This is a genomic window from Edaphobacter aggregans DSM 19364 (genome assembly GCF_000745965.1).
Taxonomy (GTDB): Bacteria; Acidobacteriota; Terriglobia; order Terriglobales; family Acidobacteriaceae; genus Edaphobacter; species Edaphobacter aggregans.
In genome coordinates this window covers 91181-110010 of sequence record NZ_JQKI01000021.1, presented here as the reverse complement: position 1 = coordinate 110010, position 18830 = coordinate 91181, and the positions used below count along the sequence as shown (strand labels likewise).

Genomic DNA, 18830 nt, shown 5'->3' with positions numbered 1-18830 from the left:
CTTGAATGAGCAGCCTGCCTCCCGCGCAAGCGGGAGTTCGACTCCGTCATCCTGGCCGCAGTGAAGTGGCCGGAGATAGATGGATGGGGACGCGAGTTCCCCCGACGATTCAAACGACGATGCAGTTGAACCAACAACCCCATGCAGCCCTGGCCCAAACCGAAGAACCTCGCTGTCAAGGAACGAAGCTCAGAAAGAACACCTGAGCTTCGTTCCCGGCCCGAGCTTATGCGCGTGGGGAGCGGCGTCAAGGGTCAAGATGAACGCCAAAAAACGGCGCCCTTGACCCCGCTCCCCACGACCGCGCCTTACTTCGCCCTTGACACCGCCAACGTCGTTAGAGATTGTCAAGCCCCAGCAATCGCCAAAACACCCATAAGCCATTTTAAATATTCAACTTACGCCACCCGCCAAAGTGCCGATTCATTCCCCTCCAGTCGTTACAATAGAAGTAGGTGGGACAAGACAGCGGAGATTTCGGAAGGAGGGGCGGATCTTCCGAAATAAACCAAATGTTTTGAATACTTTGCGCTCGAAAGCACCCAAAACACGGTACGGCACGACCGAAGTACCAGGCTAAAGTATCTGTATAGAATACTTTGCACACATTCAGGGGGAGGGGAGGGGCCAGCAGGTATCCTTGTAATGACATGCCAACCAAGACCAGAACCGACCTCCGCCAGTTAGCCTCCGACGTCCTCGCCCGCGCCATGCGCGCCGGAGCCACCGACGCCGAGGCCGTCGTCTACGAAGGCGACGAGTTCTCCGCACGCGTCCGCCTCGGCCAGGTCGAGACCCTCAAGGAGTCCGGCTCCCGAGCCCTCGGCCTCCGCGTCTTTCTCGGCCAGAAGACCGCGAACACATCGAGCTCCGACTTCTCGGAAGATTCGATCGAACGTCTCGTCAAAGGAGCCATCACGCTCGCCAAAATCACCAGCGAAGACCCCTTCGCCGGCCTGCCCGAAACCCAAGAGTTCGGCCAGCTCGAAGGCGACCTCAAGCTCTACTTCGACGATGTAAACGAATTGCCTCCCGCCGAGCGCATCGAGATCGCCCGCCGCGCCGAAGCCGCCGCAATGGCCTACGACACCCGCATCCAGAACTCCGGCGGCGCCGACTTCGACACCGGAACCGCACACAAGATCCTCACCAACTCACGCGGCTTCACCGGCGAGTACCGCCGCTCCTACTGCGGCTTCTCCGTCGCCCCCATCGCCATCGACGAAAAGGGCGGAATGCAGCGCAACTACTGGTACTCGAGCTCTCGCACCACCTCCAAGCTCGAGTCCCCCGAAGAGATCGGCCGCATCGCCGCCCAGCGCACGCTGCGCCGTCTCGGAGCCCGCCGCGTCCCAACGCAAAAAGCCTCGGTAGTCTTCTCGCCCGAGATCGCGCGCGGCATCATCGGCAACATCTTCGACGCCGCCAACGGCGACGCCATCTATCGCCACGCCACCTTCCTCGACGACATGCTCGGCAAGCAGATCGCCGGCGAGAACATCACCGTCATCGACGACGGAACCATGATGCTCGACGGCATCGGAGGCTTCGGAACCGCACCGTTCGACGGCGAAGGCCTGCCCACACGCCGAACCGTCCTTGTCGAAAAAGGCGTCCTCAAAACCTACGTCAACAACACCTACACCGCCCGCAAGCTCAACATGCGCTCCACGGGCAGCGCCTCACGAGGCCTCGCCGGAAACCCCGGAATCGGCTCCCACAACTTCTACCTCGAACCCGGCGAATGCACTCCCGAAGCGCTCATCGCCGACGTAAAAAACGGCCTCTACGTCACCGAAACGATGGGCTTCGGCGTCAACCTCGTCACCGGCGATTACTCCCAAGGCGCAGCCGGCCTCTGGATCGAGAACGGCGAGCTCGCCTACCCGGTCGAAGAGATCACCATCGCCGGCAACCTCAAAGACATGTACCAAAACATCGCAGCGATCGCCAACGACCTCGAGTTCCGCAGCTCCGCCGCAGCCCCAACGATCCGCATCGAAGGCATGACCATCGCGGGCTCTTAGCGATATTGTGGCGGACGTTTTGTTTTATATGCAGTTCCATCAAAGGTGTAGCTCATCGTTCCGTCCGTTACCGCTGTGTAGTACATTGCAGCGATATTTCGTAAGCCGTTTGTCTTTCGTTTCCCGATGCTGAGTGAATCGGCGAAAGCAGTCAAAACCAGCCTCACCCCTTGAGGCGTTTCGCGGTAAACCCAGAAGTGCGTGGCGTGCGCACCTGTCAGTAAGCGCTGTCCGATTACAACGTAGTCGCGCTCTCGCTCGTTCGCGAGATGCACGATCGAACATAATGTCCAATCCTCAGGAAGAGAGTTTCGAGGCGGAGATTCAGCCTTCAATGTCTCTTGAACAAACGAGTCTCGTTCGAGTAGTTCACGAACGGACAGAGGGAGCGGAATATTGTGAGTCACTTCCCCTTCCGTCGAAAACTCGGACTGCTCTTGGGCTAGCGTAGATTGCGCTAACGCACCGAAAATCTGGCTTTGTGCCAAAAACATAGAGACGAGCAGAAGAAGACGCTTGATCATTGATATTCCGTCGTGGAGGCAGCTTACCCTTTCTTCCCGTCAGAACATAGATAAGATTTAGCTGTGTCGACGAACTTCCACTTCGAAAAAACAGTCGTCTTCTCCCCCGAGCAGGCCGACGAGATTCTTCGCTCCATTCCGGCTCTTCCCGGGGTCTTCGCTCTCTACGGCGAACAGCCCAACTCCGAACCCTACCTGACGCGAGCCGCCGACCTTCGCCGCCGCATGAAGCGTCTGCTCGCGCCGCCCGAGTCGCAGTCCAAGCGCCTCAACCTGCGCGACCGCGTCGCACGCATCGAGTACACCGTCACCGGCTCGGAGTTCGAGTCGACCCTCACGCTCTACCACGCAGCCGCAACAATCTTCGGCCACGCCGAGGCACGGCGAAGACTGCGGCTGCACACACCAACCTTCCTGCGCTTCACCGCCGAGAACGAGTTCCCTCGTGTCTACGCGACCAACCGACTCTCGAAGCGCGGACTCGCGCAGATGTACGGTCCGCTTCCCTCGCGCGCCGCGGCCGAGCGCTACTGCGACGCTGTTCTCGATCTCTTCAAGCTGCGCCGCTGCCACGAAGACCTTCAGCCGTATCCCGAGCATCCCGGCTGCGTCTACGGTGAGATGAAGAAGTGCATTGAGCCCTGTAAGCAGGCCTGCACCGCAGAACAATACGCCGCCGAAGCAGCAGGAGTGAAAGCCTTCTTCGACACGCACGGCGAGTCGATGCTCTCGCAGATCGCCGCCGACCGCGACCGCGCCTCCGAGGAGATGGAGTTCGAGCGCGCCGCCCAGCTTCACGAGCAGCACCAGAAGGTGAAGGCTGCCGCCTCACTCGCCGACGAGATCGTTCAGCCTGTCCCAGAGCTGCGAACCATCATCGTCCAGAAGGCCGCCGCGACCGACGAGCGCGAGGACGAAGCCGCTCTCTTCCTGCTTGCCGCCGGCTGCATCGTCGGCCCGGAGCGCCTCTCCACGCTCGGCGTTCGCGCCGTCAAGGAGCAGACCAGCGTCGGCAGCTCACTCTTCGCGCAGCCCCTGATGCTGCAGGCTGTGCCGCTCGAAGGCGAGGGTGAGGCCGAACCCACAAACGCAGCCAACTCGCCGGAAGATCGCGCCCGAACCGCACTCGAAGCCCTCGAGTCCCACGCTACGCTCAACAACGACCTTGCGACGCTGAGCGACCACCTCTCACTCTTCCGCCGCTGGTATTACAGGCCGGAGAAGCAGCGTTTAGGCGAGCTCTTCCTTCCCAATCCTGATGGAAGCTGGCCCATTCGCCGAATCCTTCGCGGAGCGGCACGGCAGGTTCTTGGCGAGCCAAAGTCACTTCCCGACGTCCAGCGCGAGGCGGCGAAGAAGGCCGCAAAGGACGTCAAGACGCGCATCCTGCACGAAGGCCGTCCCGAGGTCGAGCGCGTCGTTCCGGTCATTCCACAGCGCGACTCCGATTCCGAATAATCGCCCACCCACGCTGATAGACTCACAGACAGGAGCGCGACCCTTGATAGAACTGGCCTTCTCAATCCTGGCTTCCGACTTCGCCCACCTCGCCGACGAGGTGAAGGCGGCCGAGCGCGGCGGCGGAAGCATCGTCCACGTCGACGTGATGGACGGACACTTCGTCCCCAACATCACCTTCGGCCCGCCGATGGTGCAGGCGCTGCGCCCAGTGACCGACCTTCCACTGGACTGCCACCTGATGATCGAGAATCCCGACGAGTACATCCCCGCCTTCGCCGAGGCCGGAGCCGATCTGCTGAGCGTCCACCAGGAGGTCTGCCGTCACCTGCACCGCACCCTGCAGCTGATCTCCGACCATGGGATGCTTCCCGGCGTGGTGATCAATCCCGCCACCCCGGTCGACACCCTGATCGAGGTCCTGCCGATGGTGCATTATGTGCTCGTTATGAGCGTCAATCCGGGCTTCGGCGGGCAGAGGTTCCTTCCACTGGCGGTGGAGAAGATCGCCTATCTGGCGGCCCTGCGCAAGGAGATGGGGCTTAACTTCCGCATCGAGGTCGACGGCGGCGTCGCTCACGACACCGTCGCTTCGGTCGTCGAAGCAGGAGCGGAGATGCTGGTCGCGGGCTCGGCCGTCTTCAGCAAGGGCAAGACCGAACAGAACGCCAAAAGATTGTTGAAATTGGCGCGGGCGGCCACCCCGGACAAGGTTGCCAGGAAAGACTAAAATAGAGCGAAGCTTCAGGCGCTGCGGCGCGAGGCGGATGTGAGGTCCACGGCTGATGATGAATCGTCCTTCTTTCTTCCCGAGTGTTTGTTTCTTTCCAAGCATCAGGTCTGGCGTGATGGCCGGAGTCGCAGTGGCTGCGTTAATGGCAGGCACCTTCGCCGCGAGCGCGCAGGTCGCAGGATCAACGCAGACGACCACCGATGCAAATGGACAGCCTCAGCAGACGGTGACGATGTCGGCCTCTCCGTCGAAGAAGGAGAAGAAGCAGAAGGAAGACAAGGTCGTCCAGTCCAAGGACACCAAGAAGCGCATGCAGGAGACCAAGAAAGCAGATGCTGTTACTGCCGCCGATGCCAAGTTGCCTGATCGCATCCTCTACGACAAGGCGCTGGCTGCGACCAAGAAAGGCCACTTCGATGTCGCTCGGCTGGACCTGCAGACGCTGCTGAACACCTACCCCGATTCGCAGTACCAGATGAAGGCCAAGCTGGCAATCGCCGACAGCTGGTATCGCGAGGGCGGAACCGCTGCGCTGACGCAGGCTGAGCAGGAGTACAAGGACTTCATCACCTTTTTCCCAAACGCTCCCGAGGCCGCCGAGGCGCAGATGCGCGTGGGAGACATCTACTTCCGCCAGATGGACAAGCCGGACCGCGATTACTCCAAGGCTCTGCACGCGCAGGAGGAGTACCGCCTGATGCTGCAGCAGTTTCCGGACTCGACGCTGGTGCCGCAGGCCAAGCAACGGCTGCGTGAGGTCCAGGAGGTTCTGGCGACGCGCGAGGCCGAGATCGCCGGATATTACGCGACACGCGAAAACTGGCCGGCGACCATTGCACGCTACCAGACCGTCGCCGACACCTATCCGCAATACAGCCACATGGATGACGTGCTGGTCGGCCTGGGCGATGCCTATGAAGCTGAGGCACGCCTCGTGCGCGCGCAGAAGCAGCTGCCGGAGGATGCCAAGAGTCGTCTGGAGAGGATCTACGACGACCGCGCAGCCGATGCCTACCGCAAGGTGGCGACCGAGCACTCAGCCTCGCCGCACGTTGAGGACGCACGTGATCGTCTGGCCGCGATGAATCTGCCGATCCCCACTCCAACGCCGGAGCAGGCGGCGACAAGCGAAGCGCTCGAGAACAGCCGCGGACAGTACCGCCTGCAGGACCGCGCCAAGCTGATGATCCTGCGACGCCCGGACGTGGTGATGGCAGCGCACGACGGCGAGCCGCCCCTGGCCGATCCCAAGCCAACGCTGGCGCCGGCGGTCACCAAGCAGATCCTCCAAGACTACAAGACAGCGATGGATCCAACCTCCGCGGCTGCCGCCACGCCGACAACGCCGCAGCCGGCCGGCGCAGAGGCTGCGTCTGACGCTAGCGACGCGGCGCCTGCAGGGAACACGGCTGCAACTCCCGCGGCACCGGCAGCTCCTCTGGCACTTCAGGATATTCCCGCCGCAGAGTCCGGAGCAGGCGGAAGCGGTGCTGTGATGACGAACGTTCCCGGAGCAACGAGCTCAGCTGGCGCGGCGGCTTCAACCGGCGGGACAAACTCCATGGGAGTTGAGGTGTTGACCCCTGGAGCAAACACCCAGCCTGCGGTCGATCCGAACGGCGGATTGAAGACAGTGGGACCGACCAATACGACTACACCGCCGCCAGTCGAGAAGCCCGCGGCCGCTCCCGATGCTGTGAACGATGTGACCCCTGGCGCGCAGGCTCCGGGACAGCCGACCACTGCATCCAGCGGAAAGAAGACACCGAAGCCGGCTTACGACAAGGACGAGGAGTCGTCGAGCAAGCACAAGAAGAAGAAGGGACTGGCGAAGATCAATCCTTTCTAACCATCTCAGGAAAGTAGTAAAGCCCCGGTTCGCCGGGGCTTTACTGTTTGACAGTAGGCGCATCAGGCAGCGTCGGTGCGGCGGCGGGGAAGAAACAGAATCGAGAGCAGAAGGAACGCTCCGATGGCAACGACCGTGAAGAAAACAGGGCTGAAAGACAGGCGATGGGTGGAGTGGATACGGCTGGAGCGTCCTCCAACCGGCGAGAGGTGCCCTCCGATGACCCAAGCGTTGCCGGAGATCGACTCGTCCGTCTCGTAGACGGCGTTCCCGCCGACGACGAGCGCATTGCCACCGATCCGGGCCTGTGAGTCGATGACGGCGTTGCCGCCGATGACGGTCGCTTCGCGCTCAACACGGCCGGTTACGTTGAGATTGCCGAAGAGCACCAAGACCCGGCCGGTCAGGTCGCCCTCCACCTGCACGGAGCAAAAGATGCACGTGGCATTGTGGATCTGTTGGCCTTGGGCGACGAAGATGTCCTGGTTGAAGTACGTGCGTGAACCGGGAGCCTGTGCGCGGGCAGCCGTGCCAGAAAACCCGACAAGAAGCACGATGAGGCCCAGGGATCGGATCGCTTTGGTCACCACAGGTTCGTCTCCTGTCGGGAACTGGTCTTGCCCGCCGGCTGACTCACCGGCGCCGAAGTTCGTGAACGAGAACAGATACGCAGACCACGGGCGACAGGTTCCGTAGGGATTCAGTAGCAGAATATCTTTTCAGCGTGACGGCGGAGGGGGATGGATGCCGCGGCCCTGCGGATAGACAGGGAAGGTATAGCGATTGCGCCGCACAAGATAGACGATAAGCCAGATAAGCCCACCCAGCACGAGGAAGGGTGCAAGCAGAATCAGGGTGCCGATAGGCTGCGGAACGACCGCGCGCGAGCCGTGGATCGCCGCCCCCTCGGCGAGATTGGCGCTGCCCGCCAAAATGGCGAGGTCGCCGTTGACGGTCGAGCCTTCGCCGAGGTTGAGGTCGCCCTCGAGAATGGCGGTATCGCCCGCGATGGAGTGACCCGGTTCGATGGTGACCGAGCCGAAGGCGACGGCTACGTCGCCGGTTGCCTCGCCGCGCAGATGAACCGAACAGAAGGCGCAGGCCACGTCACCCACCGTCTCCCCCTCAGGGACATTGATGTCGGAGCCGAAACTGGCGCGATCGTTCCCGCCATGCGAGCCTTTGAAGAAGCCGCTGGTGACAAGAAGAAGAAGCAGTACGGCTGAAAGAAGATGGCTGCCGGGCAGTCTGCGCATGCGGGAACCTCGTGGGGTAGTGTACGTCGAAAGCTGGAAGCGCGGCGAGGAGCAACATTCCGTCAGCGAAGGCCTTTGGCTGCCAGAGTCCGCCGGCGAGCGAATGCTACGCTTAAAGGACATGAGCCACGAACTACCGAAAGCATATGATCCGTCCGTGATTGAGGAACGCTGGGCCGAGTACTGGGTCCGCGAGCACCTGTTCGACGTCGCCACACCGAAGGGTACGGACGAGAGCAAGAAGAAGTTCACTATGCTGCTGCCGCCGCCGAACGTCACGGGCCGCCTGCACATGGGCCACATGCTGAACCAGACCGAGATGGACATCCTGACGCGGTGGCACAGGATGCGCGGCGAGACGGCCGTCTGGATTCCAGGAACCGATCACGCCGGCATCGCAACGCAGATGATGGTCGAGCGCCAGTTGAAGAGCGAAGGCACCTGCCGGCAGGCGCTGGGCCGTGAGGCGTTCGTTGACCGCGTCTGGGAGTGGAAGGCTGTCTACGGCGGAGCCATCCTGGAGCAGATGAAGCGGCTCGGCGCAAGCGTGGACTGGAGCCGCGAGTACTTCACTATGGACGAGCGGTTGAGCACCGCCGTCAAGGAGTGCTTCGTTCGCCTGTGGGAACAGGGGCTGATCTATCGCGGAGCCTACATCGTGAACTGGGACCCCGCGATCCAGACCGCGGTCAGCGATCTCGAAGTTGAGCATGAGGAGCGCGTTGGAAAGATCTACCATGTGCGCTATCCCCTGGCCGACGGCACAGGCTCGATCATCGTCGCAACGACGCGGCCGGAGACGATGCTGGGCGACGTTGCCGTCGCAGTGAACCCCGAGGATGAGCGCTACAAGGCTCTCATCGGCAAGATGGTGAAGCTGCCCTTGAGCGGTGTGAATGGCGGACCGGATCGCGAGATCCCGATCCTGGCCGACGACTGGGCCAAGCCGGAGTTTGGCACCGGAGCCGTAAAGGTGACGCCAGCGCATGACCCGAATGACTTTGCCATCGGCCAGCGGCATGGCCTTCCGAACCTTTCCATCCTCGACGAGACAGCGCACGTGCTGCTGCCGGGCTCGCCGTACCACGAGATGGACCGCTACGCCGCGCGCGAGAAGATCGTCGAAGACCTGCGCGAGCAAGGACTGCTCGTCGACGTGAAGGACCATACGCTTGCCATCGGGCTGAGCCAGCGAACCGGCGTGGTGATCGAGCCGCGGCTCTCGCAGCAGTGGTTCATAAAAATTCAGCCGCTGGCCGATAAGGCAATCGAGGCAGTCGACAAGGGTTACATACGCTTTACGCCGGAGCAGTACCGCAAGACCTACGACGAGTGGATGAAGAACATCCACGACTGGTGCATCTCGCGGCAGCTTTGGTGGGGCCACAGGATTCCTGCGTGGCACTGCGCAAGGTGCAATGAGATTACGGTAGCCCGCGAGACTCCGCAGGCTTGCAGCAAGTGCCATTCGACCGAGCTGACGCAGGAGACCGACGTGCTCGATACCTGGTTCTCGAGCGGCCTGCTGCCGTTCACGGTGTTCGGCTGGCCCGGTGCCGACGATGGACTGACTGCCGATCTCGCGGCCTTCTATCCAACAGATCTGCTGGTCACCGGCTTCGACATCCTCTTCTTCTGGGTCGCCAGGATGATCATGCTCGGGTGCCACTTCATGCTGGATGTGCCGATGCCCGACGGATCGAAGCGCACCCTGAAGGACGCAGTGCCGTTTCGTGAGGTGTACATCCACGCGCTCGTCCGCGACGCCGAGCGGCAGAAGATGTCCAAGACCAAAGGCAACGTGATCGATCCCATCGAAGTCGTCACGAAGTACGGAACCGACGCCGTGCGCTTCACACTCGCAAGCATGGCTTCTCCGGGCACGGACATCGCCTTCAGCGAGTCGCGCACCGAAGGATATCGCGCGTTTGCTAATAAGATCTGGAACGCAGCGCGCTTCCTCTTCATGCAGATCGATCGCGCGAAGGAGGCCGGCTACGAGGTCTCGATGCTCGCCAGCGGCACAGTTCCGGAGCTACCGGCAGACACACCGCTCGAGACGCGATGGATCTTTGGAAGGCTGAACGCAGTCTGCGCCGAGGTCGACAAGGCGCTTGCGGACTATCGCTTCGACGAGGCGGCAGCAGCCGTCTACCAGTTCTTCTGGGGCGAGTTCTGCGACTGGTACCTGGAACTTGTGAAGCTCCGGCTCGAGTTCGGTGAAGGTGCGGAGAAGAATCCGACGGCCGCACTGACGCTGGCCTCACTGGTCGCAGTCTTCGACGCCGCACTACGCCTGCTCAGTCCCTTCATGCCGTTCCTCACCGAAGAGTTGTGGCATGCCCTCTACGAGGGCAACACTCCGGCAAAGTCGATCGCGCTTACCAGGTACCCGCAGGTTGCGGACTTCGCAGCGGACGACGCCTCCGTAGCAGCGATGGCGACATTGCAGGAGCTGATCACCACCGTTCGGGCGTTGCGCAAGGAACTCGGCGTGCCGGAGAAAGAAGCGACTCCGATCCGCCTGCATGCCGAAAATCGCGTTCTGGCACTAGCGGACGCAAATCGCGACATGCTCGCGAAGATGGCGCGGGTGTCAGAGCTGGAGTTTTCGAGAGAACAGCTCTCCGGCGGCAACGCCCGTGCAAACGCTAGCTTCGATGTAGCCGTAGTGTACGAGCGCCAGATCGACGTGGCTGCTGAGCGCGAGAGGTTGACGAAGGAGCTTGGCAAGCTCGAGAAAGGCCTGGCCTCGGCGGAGAAGCAGTTAGGCAACGAGGCCTTCATGGCAAAGGCGCCAGCTCATATCGTGGACGGTTTGAGGAAACAGGCGGCTGAGACGAAGATGCTGCACGAGAAGGCGCGGGCCGCGCTGGAGGCGCTGCCCTTAGCGTGATGTGGCTAAGGGCAGCGTCGAGGATATCCTCAGTAGCCTCTTTTGTCAGGGGAGGGTACGCCGTTGATCAGGTGCGTGCTCCGGCTGCTTCTTTGGGAATGGTGGCGACTCCGAGCTGCTCCATCAGCGACATCAGGTTCCAGTCGGCCCATTGCTCGACGATCCTGGAGTTCTCGATGCGGAAGATGGACGTGCCAGAGACGGTGGCGTTGCGGTTGGTCGGCTGCATGCCGAGGAATGGGGCCTTGTGAGTGCCCTGGGCGGTCCAGTGGAGTACAACCTCGTCGCGCTCGGCGATGGTGTCGTCGATGGAAAACGTCAGGTCGGGGAAACCTGTGCGGCACATGCCAATGTGACGCATGAGGTTCTCAGCTCCAGAGGTGAGTGTTGGGAATGCAGGATCATGGATACGACAGTCGTCTGAGACAAGTTCACGGACCGAATCCATCTTTCCCTGGTTCCAGCACTCGTCCATAAACCTGTGCGCGATCTGCTTGTTGTCTGTGGGCTGTTTGGTGTCAGTAGGCATGTCATACCCCCTTATGAATCGGGGATTATAGACCTCCACGGTGAAGATTTTTAACCGGCCTCCCTTTGCTCAGCGCCAGCAGCAAGATACCGGCGGACGGCGCCGGTCCGGTTTAGGATGAGTGAATGGACTGGAAGAGCAAACGGATACGAACCATCCTTGAAGCCGCACTTGCCGAAGACAAAGCGGGCAACGACATCACAACGGCGCTGACGATCGACCCGAAGATGCGGGCCTCAGGCACCATTCTGGCCAAGCAGGCGTGCGTCGTCTCAGGGCTGGGGTGCATCCCTGTCTTTCTGGATATCTTCGCGAAGATGAGCAGCTCACCGCTGGGACGGTTTGAGGTTGTCAGCCATCCCGAGATCTTCGACGGCGTGAAAGTAAGGGCAGGCCAGCCGCTGGCGGTGATCCGGCACAATGCAGCCGCGTTGCTCTCGACCGAACGCGTCATTCTGAACCTGATGCAGCGGATGTGCGGCATCGCAACCCTGACCAACGCGTACGTAACAACTCTGGCCAAGACGAAGACGAAGGTGCTGGACACGCGCAAGACGATTCCCGGATTGCGCGCGCTGGACAAGTACGCCGTGTCCTGCGGTGGCGGCACGAATCACAGGCTGGACCTGCAGGACGGAATCCTGATCAAGAACAACCATATCTCGCTCGGCGGCGGCCTCCCCACAGTGCTCGAAAAGGCACTGAAGGGGCGCAAAGCGGGGCAGGTGGTGCAGGTCGAGGTGCGTAATCAAACGGAGCTGGAACAGGCGATCGCCGGCGGCGCTGAGTCGATCCTGCTGGACAACATGACATCCGCGCAGGCGAAGAAGGCCGTGAAGCAGATCCGCGCTGCGCTTCCGGGCGTTCCGATTGAAGCCTCAGGCAACATGAACCTGAAGACGGTGCGGAGGTATGCGCTGGCAGGAGTGGACTTCGTCTCCGTAGGCGCGCTGACGCATTCGGCAACCGCCGTCGACCTGAGCATGCGCATTACCGCGGACGTTTACTAGAGCTCCCGATGACGTTTGACCTAAGCGCGGTTGAGTCGGGAATCGCCGGTACCGAGTTCGCCGGACGGGTAATGCACTTCCCTTCCGTCGGCTCGACGAACACGCTTGCTCTTGACGCAGCACAGGCTGGAGCGCGAAGCGGCGTATGGGTGGCGGATGAGCAGACAGCTGGACGAGGACGAGGCGGGCACGGGTGGCACTCGGCCGCAGGCGACGGGCTCTACGCGAGCATGCTGATTGCGCCTGCACTGCCGATGACATCAGCGCTGCTGATCTCGCTGGCCACAGGGCTCGCCGCAAAGCGTGCGATCGCCGAGGCTGCAGGACTTGACGCGGACATTCGCTGGCCCAACGATCTGTTACTGAACAAGAAGAAGTGTGGAGGCATCCTGGTGGAGACCGCAGTCGCTCCCCCCACGCGGCCAGAAGCCGAAGCACTGCTGCGCTATGCCGTCATCGGTGTCGGGATCAACCTGAACCATGAGCGCTTTCCCGACGAGATTGCATCGGTCGCTACTTCTCTGCGGATCGAAGCCGGACGCACGGTTTCTCGCGAGGCGATTCTGGTTGCCTTGTTGCGCGCCCTCCATGATGAACTGCGGCTGCTGAATGACGCGAACGTCGGAAAGGACAACATCCGCGAGCTCCTGAAGCGTTTCACAGAAGCCTCCAGCTGGGTGCGGGGCAAGCACGTGCGAGTGGATGAGCACGGTGGATATACTGGCTTGACGGCCGGGTTGGATGCCAGCGGATTTCTGCTGGTGGACAGCGACGACGGCACAAGGCGTACCGTACTCTCAGGCGGAGTGCGCGACAGGTAACAGGCACGAACGAGGCGGGAGAGCGACGATGCTACTGGCACTCGATGTTGGAAATACAAATGCCGTCATTGGCTTGTACAAACTAAGCGCGATAGGCGGCAAGGCTGAAGTTGTCACGAACTGGCGGATCACAACGCCAACCGAACAGACCGTGGACGAGTTCGGGATTTTGCTGCGGGAACTGTTCACGCTGCGCGGCCTGAAGATGGACTGCGTAACCGGAATTGCGATTTCATCGGTCGTACCGCCGCTCGATTCGATGATGCGAAAGGCCTGTGAAAATTACTTCGGCCTGAAGCCGCTGGTCATCGAGCCGGGCGTAAAGACTGGCCTCCCCATACTGACGGATAATCCAAGCGAAGTCGGTGCCGACCGCATCGTGAACTGTGTTGCCGCGTACGACGAGTACGGCGGACCAACGATCGTAGTCGACATGGGCACGGCGACGACGTTCGACGTGGTATCGAAGAAGGGCGAGTTTCTCGGCGGGGCCATCGCGCCGGGACTCGGCATCTCGGCCAGTGCTCTCTTTGCGCGGGCAGCGCGACTGCCACGTATCGACATCAAGCGTCCGGCCAAAGTGGTAGGCACAAGCACGGTAGACAACCTGCAGATAGGCCTGTACTACGGCTACATCGGTCTCGTGGATGGAATCCTCGAGAGAATGATCGCCGAGCTTGGGCCGGAGACGAAGACGGTCGCGACTGGCGGCCTGGCAAAGCTGATCGCGGGCGGATCAAAGTACATCGCCGCGGTGGACGAGATGCTGACGCTGAATGGGCTGAGAATCATCTACGAGCGGAGCCTCGAACGAAGCCAGGAGAAGAGCAGGAAGCGCGGCGCGTAGTTCGCCCCCGCCGCGAGGCTTTCGGAATGCGCAATTACTTCAACTACTTTACCGAGATCGAGGAGCGCTTTCAGCGGCGGCGCGGGTCGCTGCTGATGCTGTCGACGCTGGATTGGGCGCTGATTGAGACATGGCGCGAGGCCGGAGTTCCGCTCGAGGCAGTCCTTCGCGGTATCGACAGCGCATTCGACAAGTACGACGAGCGCACGCGACGCGCCGCCGGACGCATGCGCAAGGTGAATGGCCTGGCGTGGTGCGCGCAGAGCGTCATAGAAGCGACCGAGCAGGCAATGGAGGCCTCCATCGGCACAGCCCCCGCCGATAGCGCGGAAGCCGAGAGCGGCTTCGAACCCGCCCGTGTCGCACGCTACCTCGAAGAAAACGCGCGGACTCTGGAAGACGCGAAGCTCCCCGCTCCCGCGGACGCGATAACGGCGGAGGTCGCACAGCGCCTGAAGGCTCTCGCCGCAGGGTTGCAGGTCGATTCCGCGGTCTCGCTGGAAGAGCTGGATCGAACCCTTACGGTTCTGGAGGAGAAGATCTTTGCCGCGCTGCTGACCGCCGCCGACGAATGCGAGCTGACATCCCTGCGCGAGCAGGCGGGGCGCGAGCTTGCCCCCTATCGGGGAAAGATGCAGGCCGTGCAGATCAAGCAAGTGCAGCAGCAGTTCCTGCAAAAGAAGCTGCTTGAAGCGCGCGGGCTTCCCCGCCTGAGCCTCTTCTACATGAGTCTGGGCTGACAGGGGAGGATGATCAACCGATGAAGCTACACATCGAGAAGATGATCTATGGCGGCAATGGTCTGGCACACTCTGCGAACGAGGCAGGCCCTGGACGAGCCATCTTTGTACCCTTCACGCTGCCGAGAGAAGTCGTCGAGGCCCGCATCACCAAACAACACAGCGCCTTCAGCGCAGCCGAGCTTGAGAGCATCGCCGTGGCCTCGGCGGATCGTGTAACTCCGAGATGTGCGCACTTCGGCGAATGCGGTGGATGCCAGTATCAGCACGCGTCTTACGACGCGCAACTCCGGCTGAAGCAGGAAATTCTGCGGGAGACACTGGAACGCGCTGGTCTGAATTCTCTCCCTCGGATCGAGCCGCACGCGGCGGAACCATGGAAGTATCGAAACCGCATTCGCCTGCGGGTCGCTGAGATAGGCGGCCAGCTTAGAGCCGGATATCTGCGGCGTGGCTCGACGGATTTCCTTCCGATAGGGATGTGCCCTATCGCCGCCCCGCTGCTGTGGCGAGCCGCCGAGGCGCTGCTCACTCTTGGCGGCAATGCTGCGCAGTGGGCACACGCAGCTGAGGAGGTGGAGTTCTTCTCCACAGCCGACGTGGCCAGGCTGCAGATGACTCTCTTCGTCCGACATCAGCCCGCGAAAGGCTTTGCGCAATTCTGCGAGGCCCTCCGGGAACGACTACCGGAGCTGGAAGGAGCCGGAGTCTTGATTATGCAACACGCAGGTCAAGGTCGAAAGACTCAGCGATTTCGAAAAGGCGATACATGGGGCGCTGACGGGCTCAGCTACTCCGTGGCCGCTGAAAGCTACTGGGTAAGCCGTGGCGGGTTCTTCCAGGTAAACCGCTATGTCGTAGAGACGCTGGTCGACCTGGTCACCCGGGGCCGTCGCGGGCGTCTCGCATGGGATCTCTATGCCGGTGTTGGACTGTTCTCGCGCGTGCTGGCGAAGACGTTCTCCGAAGTCGTCGCGGTCGAGGCATCCGCCGGCGATCTCGCACAGAACCTCCGCGGCGAGGGCCGGCGCACCATCGTGGCGACGACCGCCGACTTCCTGCGGCAGGCGGCGCTGGAGCGCGAGCGGCCGGAGTTGATCGTCGTCGATCCTCCCCGCGCTGGCGTGGGCATCGAGGCATGCACCCTACTGGCGCGCATAAAGCCTCCCGAGATCGTGTACGTCTCGTGCGATCCCACAACGCTGGGTCGAGATTTGAAGGCAATGGTAGACTCCGGCTACAGGCTGCGCGAGCTCCATATGGTAGATATGTTTCCTCAGACCTTCCATCAGGAGACGGTAGCGGTGCTCAGTCTGTAATCGACAACGCGCTGTACAGCAACGGGAGCAATATCTGACGGGCCACGCAGAGCAGCTTTGGGCCGGTGAATACACGGAACGGCTTCGGCTTCGAAGAGCGCCGTTGCTTGCGGCTGCGTGCTGGTTCGCAATCGGCATCACCATCGCTCGATCCTGGCAACCGGCGCCTGTGCTGGCGATTGCAGCCTTTCTATCCACGGCACTCACGATCCTTGCACTCCGTCGGTCGCCGCGCATCGCCGTGCTTCCGGTGGCGGCTCTTTGGATCACGGCAGGATTCTGGTGCTGGCAGTTGCGGCCCGTTCCTTCCGCGCAACACGCGCTGACCCAGTACGCCGATGGACTGAGCCGCGCAGTGAGGGGCCGAGTGATCCGCGTACGCGACCTCCCGCCACAACACAAGCCGGCTGATCGCGACGATCCAACCTGGTGGATCGAGAAGGAGCCCGATGCTGCGCATGCTCAATCGGTCGATATCGCAGTAGAAGCGATCGAAGAGGTAACGCCCGATGTCTCGCGTATGGTGCCAGTCACAGGAGGCGTACGAACGACAATCATGGCGCAGGATACAGCGCCGCCGAAGCTCCACTGCGGCGATGTAGTCGAGATACCGCTGCGATTGAAGGTGCCGGAGCGCTACCACGACCCCGCTGCATGGCAATACGCAGACTACCTGCTGGCGCAGGGCATCAGCATGCACGCAAACGTGCGCGCAACAAAGGTTCGGGTTATTGCAAGCAGTGTTGCACGCCTTTCGTGCAGAGTCTATGCGGCGCAAAGCTGGGCCTCCGGTCGAATGCTCAGTTATGTTCACTCGAAAGCGAACCGCCGGATGCCCCTGACCATGCAATTGACCGAAGACGACGCGGGGATGCTGAATGCAATGCTCTTCGGCGACCGCACACGCCTGAACCACGCGCTCCGGCTGGGGTTTGAGCGCACTGGCTCGTTTCACCTGTTCGTTGTTTCAGGAATGCACGTCGCTCTGTTGGCCGGAATTCTCGTCTGGATGCTGAGAAGGCTGCGGGTGCAGCGAATGGCTGGCGACCTTCGCGACCCTCGCGTTGATGACAGCCTATGCCCTGCTAACAGGCTTTGGAGCGCCCGTGCAGCGGGCACTGTTCATGACAGCCGTCTTCCTCGTGGCGCGGCTGCTCTTACGCGAGCGCAGCGTTTTGAATGCGCTGGGAGCGGCTGCCCTGGCGGAGCTGGTGTGGTCGCCCGCCAATCTCTTTGATGCAAGCTTCCAGATGACGTTCCTCGCGATCGTCGCCATCGCGGGAATCGCAGTACCTCTGGGCGATCGCACCTTCATGCCCTACGCACGCGCTTTGCACCGCCTGGACGAGCTATGGCTCGACCCTGTTCTGGCTCCTCGACTGGCACAGTTTCGCGTGATGCTCCGAATGTGGGGCGATGCTCTTGCCGGCGTCCTCGGCCGATGGGCCTATCGTTTGCCCGCGCTTACTCTCCGCCTCCTGCTGTGGTCGGCAGAGCTTGTGCTGATCGGAATCGTCGCCGAGATGGTCATGGCGCTTCCGATGGCGATGTACTTTCACCGCGCAACCATCTTCGCGCTTCCCGCGAACATGTTCACCGTGCCGGTGGTTGGCCTGCTGGCGCCGACTGCGGTCATCATGTTCTGCGCTTCGCTGATCGCCCCCTGGGCAGCCACGCTGCCAGCCGCCGTGACCGCGTTGCTGCTGCACGGCATCGCCTGGGCGATCGGGCGCGTGAGTCATGTGCAGGCAGCAGACCTGCGGATCCCTGCTCCGGTCTGGTGGGTCGCTGCGCTGGCAGTCGCGGCCTGGGGATTCTGCACGTGGGCGGTACGGCGTTCCGGTACGTGCGCGCTCGTGGCTGCAATCACGCTCCCGCTGGTGACCGTGATGATTTTGTGGCCCGAGCCCGCCCTCATTTCATCTGGCGCGCTTGAGATCACCGCGATCGATGTGGGACAGGGCGACTCGGTGCTGATGGTAGGCCCGGACGGCCGCACAATGCTGATAGACGCCGGCGGCCCAGTCGGCAGCGTAACCGAAACCGCTTCAGTCGCCAGCGCCTTCGATGTAGGCGAAGAAGTTGTATCGCCGTACCTGTGGTCGCGACGCATCCGCCGACTGGATGTCGTCGCGCTGAGCCACGCGCATAGCGACCATATGGGAGGAATGCCGGCAGTCCTACGAAACTTCCGGCCGCGCGAGCTGTGGGTTGCGGTCGATCCAAACTCTGACGCCTACCGCGCTCTCATCTCCGAGGCTGCGGAACTCGGCACGACGGTGCGGCACATGCGCGCAGGCGATAACGTCGCATTGGGTGGAACGAAGGTGAAGGTGCTGGCGCCCGAGGCCAGCTACACTAACGCCGGGGAGCCGGTGAACAACGACTCCCTCGTGCTGCGTGTCGAGTACGGCAAGGCATCGGCGCTACTGGAAGGTGACGCGGAGGCCCCCAGCGAGCAGGCAATGGTGGCACGTGGCCTGGCTCCGGTCACGTTGCTGAAAGCGGGACACCACGGCAGCCGGACCTCGACGACCCAGGAGTTCTTTCGTGCGCTGACCCCGAAGGACGCGGTCGTCTCCGTCGGCAAAGGCAATACCTTTGGGCATCCCCGTTTCGAGGTGATCTCACGAATCACTGCCGGCGGGACACGGCTCTACCGAACCGATGAGTTCGGACTGACGACCTTTCTCCTCAACCGCGATGGCGCGATCCACGAGATCCTTGGGGAGAAAGCTTTCCGTTCGAGTGAGCCGCAGGCCGAGGTCTAAGCGCTTTGCTTTCTTAGCGGCTCCTCCGTGACTTATTTTTTACAACTCAC

15 protein-coding genes and 1 pseudogene are annotated in these 18830 nt (G+C 61.9%); 12 read left to right on the top strand and 4 right to left on the bottom strand.

Annotated elements, in window-relative coordinates; translation table 11 throughout:
- Positions 1-650 precede the first annotated feature (650 nt).
- A complete protein-coding gene (locus Q363_RS11140) occupies positions 651-2027 on the top strand; it encodes a TldD/PmbA family protein (RefSeq protein ID WP_035350106.1) in 1377 nt (458 codons plus the stop codon).
- Here the strand turns inward: Q363_RS11140 and Q363_RS11135 are convergent.
- Positions 2024-2551, bottom strand: coding sequence for a hypothetical protein (locus Q363_RS11135; RefSeq protein ID WP_035350105.1), 528 nt, complete (start codon positions 2549-2551; stop codon positions 2024-2026). The two genes, Q363_RS11140 and Q363_RS11135, sit on opposite strands and share 4 nt — an antisense overlap.
- A 63-nt stretch (positions 2552-2614) precedes the next feature.
- On the opposite strand from Q363_RS11135, the gene Q363_RS11130 reads away from it, so the two are divergent.
- From Q363_RS11130 to Q363_RS11120, 3 genes are all read left to right on the top strand, one after another.
- The gene (locus tag Q363_RS11130; RefSeq protein WP_035350104.1) at positions 2615-4009 is read left to right on the top strand and encodes an excinuclease ABC subunit UvrC; all 1395 of its coding nucleotides are present in this window, start codon (positions 2615-2617) and stop codon (positions 4007-4009) included.
- A 43-nt stretch (positions 4010-4052) separates the two neighbouring features.
- Positions 4053-4739: a ribulose-phosphate 3-epimerase gene (rpe, locus tag Q363_RS11125; protein WP_035350102.1), complete on the top strand. Its 687-nt coding sequence runs from the start codon at positions 4053-4055 to the stop codon at positions 4737-4739.
- A 133-nt stretch (positions 4740-4872) separates the two neighbouring features.
- A complete protein-coding gene (locus tag Q363_RS11120) occupies positions 4873-6591 on the top strand; it encodes an outer membrane protein assembly factor BamD (protein ID WP_245632161.1) in 1719 nt (572 codons plus the stop codon).
- 62 nt (positions 6592-6653) lie between these two features.
- Here Q363_RS11120 and Q363_RS11115 read toward each other — a convergent pair whose 3' ends face one another.
- Positions 6654-7178: a hypothetical protein gene (locus Q363_RS11115; protein ID WP_157466740.1), complete on the bottom strand. Its 525-nt coding sequence runs from the start codon at positions 7176-7178 to the stop codon at positions 6654-6656.
- Between the two features lie 132 nt (positions 7179-7310).
- Positions 7311-7847, bottom strand: coding sequence for a hypothetical protein (locus Q363_RS11110; protein WP_035350099.1), 537 nt, complete (start codon positions 7845-7847; stop codon positions 7311-7313).
- Positions 7848-7968: 121 nt separating this feature from the next.
- On the opposite strand from Q363_RS11110, the gene Q363_RS11105 reads away from it, so the two are divergent.
- Positions 7969-10743, top strand: a complete 2775-nt coding sequence (locus Q363_RS11105; RefSeq protein WP_035350130.1) for a valine--tRNA ligase — start codon at positions 7969-7971, stop codon at positions 10741-10743.
- Positions 10744-10810: 67 nt separating this feature from the next.
- On the opposite strand, the gene Q363_RS11100 is transcribed toward Q363_RS11105, so the two are convergent.
- The gene (locus Q363_RS11100; RefSeq protein ID WP_035350097.1) at positions 10811-11272 is read right to left on the bottom strand and encodes an ester cyclase; all 462 of its coding nucleotides are present in this window, start codon (positions 11270-11272) and stop codon (positions 10811-10813) included.
- A 125-nt stretch (positions 11273-11397) separates the two neighbouring features.
- On the opposite strand from Q363_RS11100, the gene nadC reads away from it, so the two are divergent.
- The 7 genes and pseudogenes from nadC to Q363_RS45390 all read left to right on the top strand — a co-directional run bounded on the left by nadC (position 11398) and on the right by Q363_RS45390 (position 18780).
- Positions 11398-12282, top strand: coding sequence for a carboxylating nicotinate-nucleotide diphosphorylase (gene nadC / locus Q363_RS11095; RefSeq protein ID WP_035350096.1), 885 nt, complete (start codon positions 11398-11400; stop codon positions 12280-12282).
- Between the two features lie 8 nt (positions 12283-12290).
- The gene (locus Q363_RS11090) at positions 12291-13103 is read left to right on the top strand and encodes a biotin--[acetyl-CoA-carboxylase] ligase (protein WP_035350095.1); all 813 of its coding nucleotides are present in this window, start codon (positions 12291-12293) and stop codon (positions 13101-13103) included.
- 28 nt (positions 13104-13131) lie between these two features.
- Positions 13132-13950 (top strand): type III pantothenate kinase, encoded by an 819-nt coding sequence (locus Q363_RS11085; protein ID WP_035350094.1) that lies wholly within the window; start codon positions 13132-13134, stop codon positions 13948-13950.
- 26 nt (positions 13951-13976) lie between these two features.
- Positions 13977-14690 (top strand): hypothetical protein, encoded by a 714-nt coding sequence (locus tag Q363_RS11080; RefSeq protein ID WP_035350092.1) that lies wholly within the window; start codon positions 13977-13979, stop codon positions 14688-14690.
- Between the two features lie 20 nt (positions 14691-14710).
- On the top strand, positions 14711-16009 hold the full coding sequence (rlmD, locus tag Q363_RS11075; protein WP_035350090.1) for a 23S rRNA (uracil(1939)-C(5))-methyltransferase RlmD: 1299 nt from the start codon (positions 14711-14713) through the stop codon (positions 16007-16009).
- Positions 16010-16178: 169 nt separating this feature from the next.
- Positions 16179-16976: pseudogene (locus Q363_RS45395) on the top strand (DUF4131 domain-containing protein); the annotation flags it as partial.
- A 100-nt stretch (positions 16977-17076) separates the two neighbouring features.
- Positions 17077-18780: a ComEC/Rec2 family competence protein gene (locus Q363_RS45390; RefSeq protein WP_281175980.1), complete on the top strand. Its 1704-nt coding sequence runs from the start codon at positions 17077-17079 to the stop codon at positions 18778-18780.
- The last annotated feature ends 50 nt before the right edge of the window (positions 18781-18830 follow it).

Excerpts from the sequence above, each read along its gene's own strand:
- Q363_RS11080 (WP_035350092.1), top strand. The coding sequence starts at position 13,977 with ATGCGCAATTACTTCAACTACTTTACCGAGATCGAGGAGCGCTTTCAG.
- Q363_RS11105 (WP_035350130.1), top strand. The coding sequence starts at position 7,969 with ATGAGCCACGAACTACCGAAAGCATATGATCCGTCCGTGATTGAGGAA.
- Q363_RS45390 (WP_281175980.1), top strand. The coding sequence starts at position 17,077 with ATGACAGCCTATGCCCTGCTAACAGGCTTTGGAGCGCCCGTGCAGCGG.
- Q363_RS11085 (WP_035350094.1), top strand. The coding sequence starts at position 13,132 with ATGCTACTGGCACTCGATGTTGGAAATACAAATGCCGTCATTGGCTTG.
- nadC (WP_035350096.1), top strand. The coding sequence starts at position 11,398 with ATGGACTGGAAGAGCAAACGGATACGAACCATCCTTGAAGCCGCACTT.
- Q363_RS11140 (WP_035350106.1), top strand. The coding sequence starts at position 651 with ATGCCAACCAAGACCAGAACCGACCTCCGCCAGTTAGCCTCCGACGTC.
- Q363_RS11135 (WP_035350105.1), bottom strand. The coding sequence starts at position 2,551 with ATGATCAAGCGTCTTCTTCTGCTCGTCTCTATGTTTTTGGCACAAAGC.
- Q363_RS11100 (WP_035350097.1), bottom strand. The coding sequence starts at position 11,272 with ATGCCTACTGACACCAAACAGCCCACAGACAACAAGCAGATCGCGCAC.
- Q363_RS11110 (WP_035350099.1), bottom strand. The coding sequence starts at position 7,847 with ATGCGCAGACTGCCCGGCAGCCATCTTCTTTCAGCCGTACTGCTTCTT.
- Q363_RS11090 (WP_035350095.1), top strand. The coding sequence starts at position 12,291 with ATGACGTTTGACCTAAGCGCGGTTGAGTCGGGAATCGCCGGTACCGAG.
- rlmD (WP_035350090.1), top strand. The coding sequence starts at position 14,711 with ATGAAGCTACACATCGAGAAGATGATCTATGGCGGCAATGGTCTGGCA.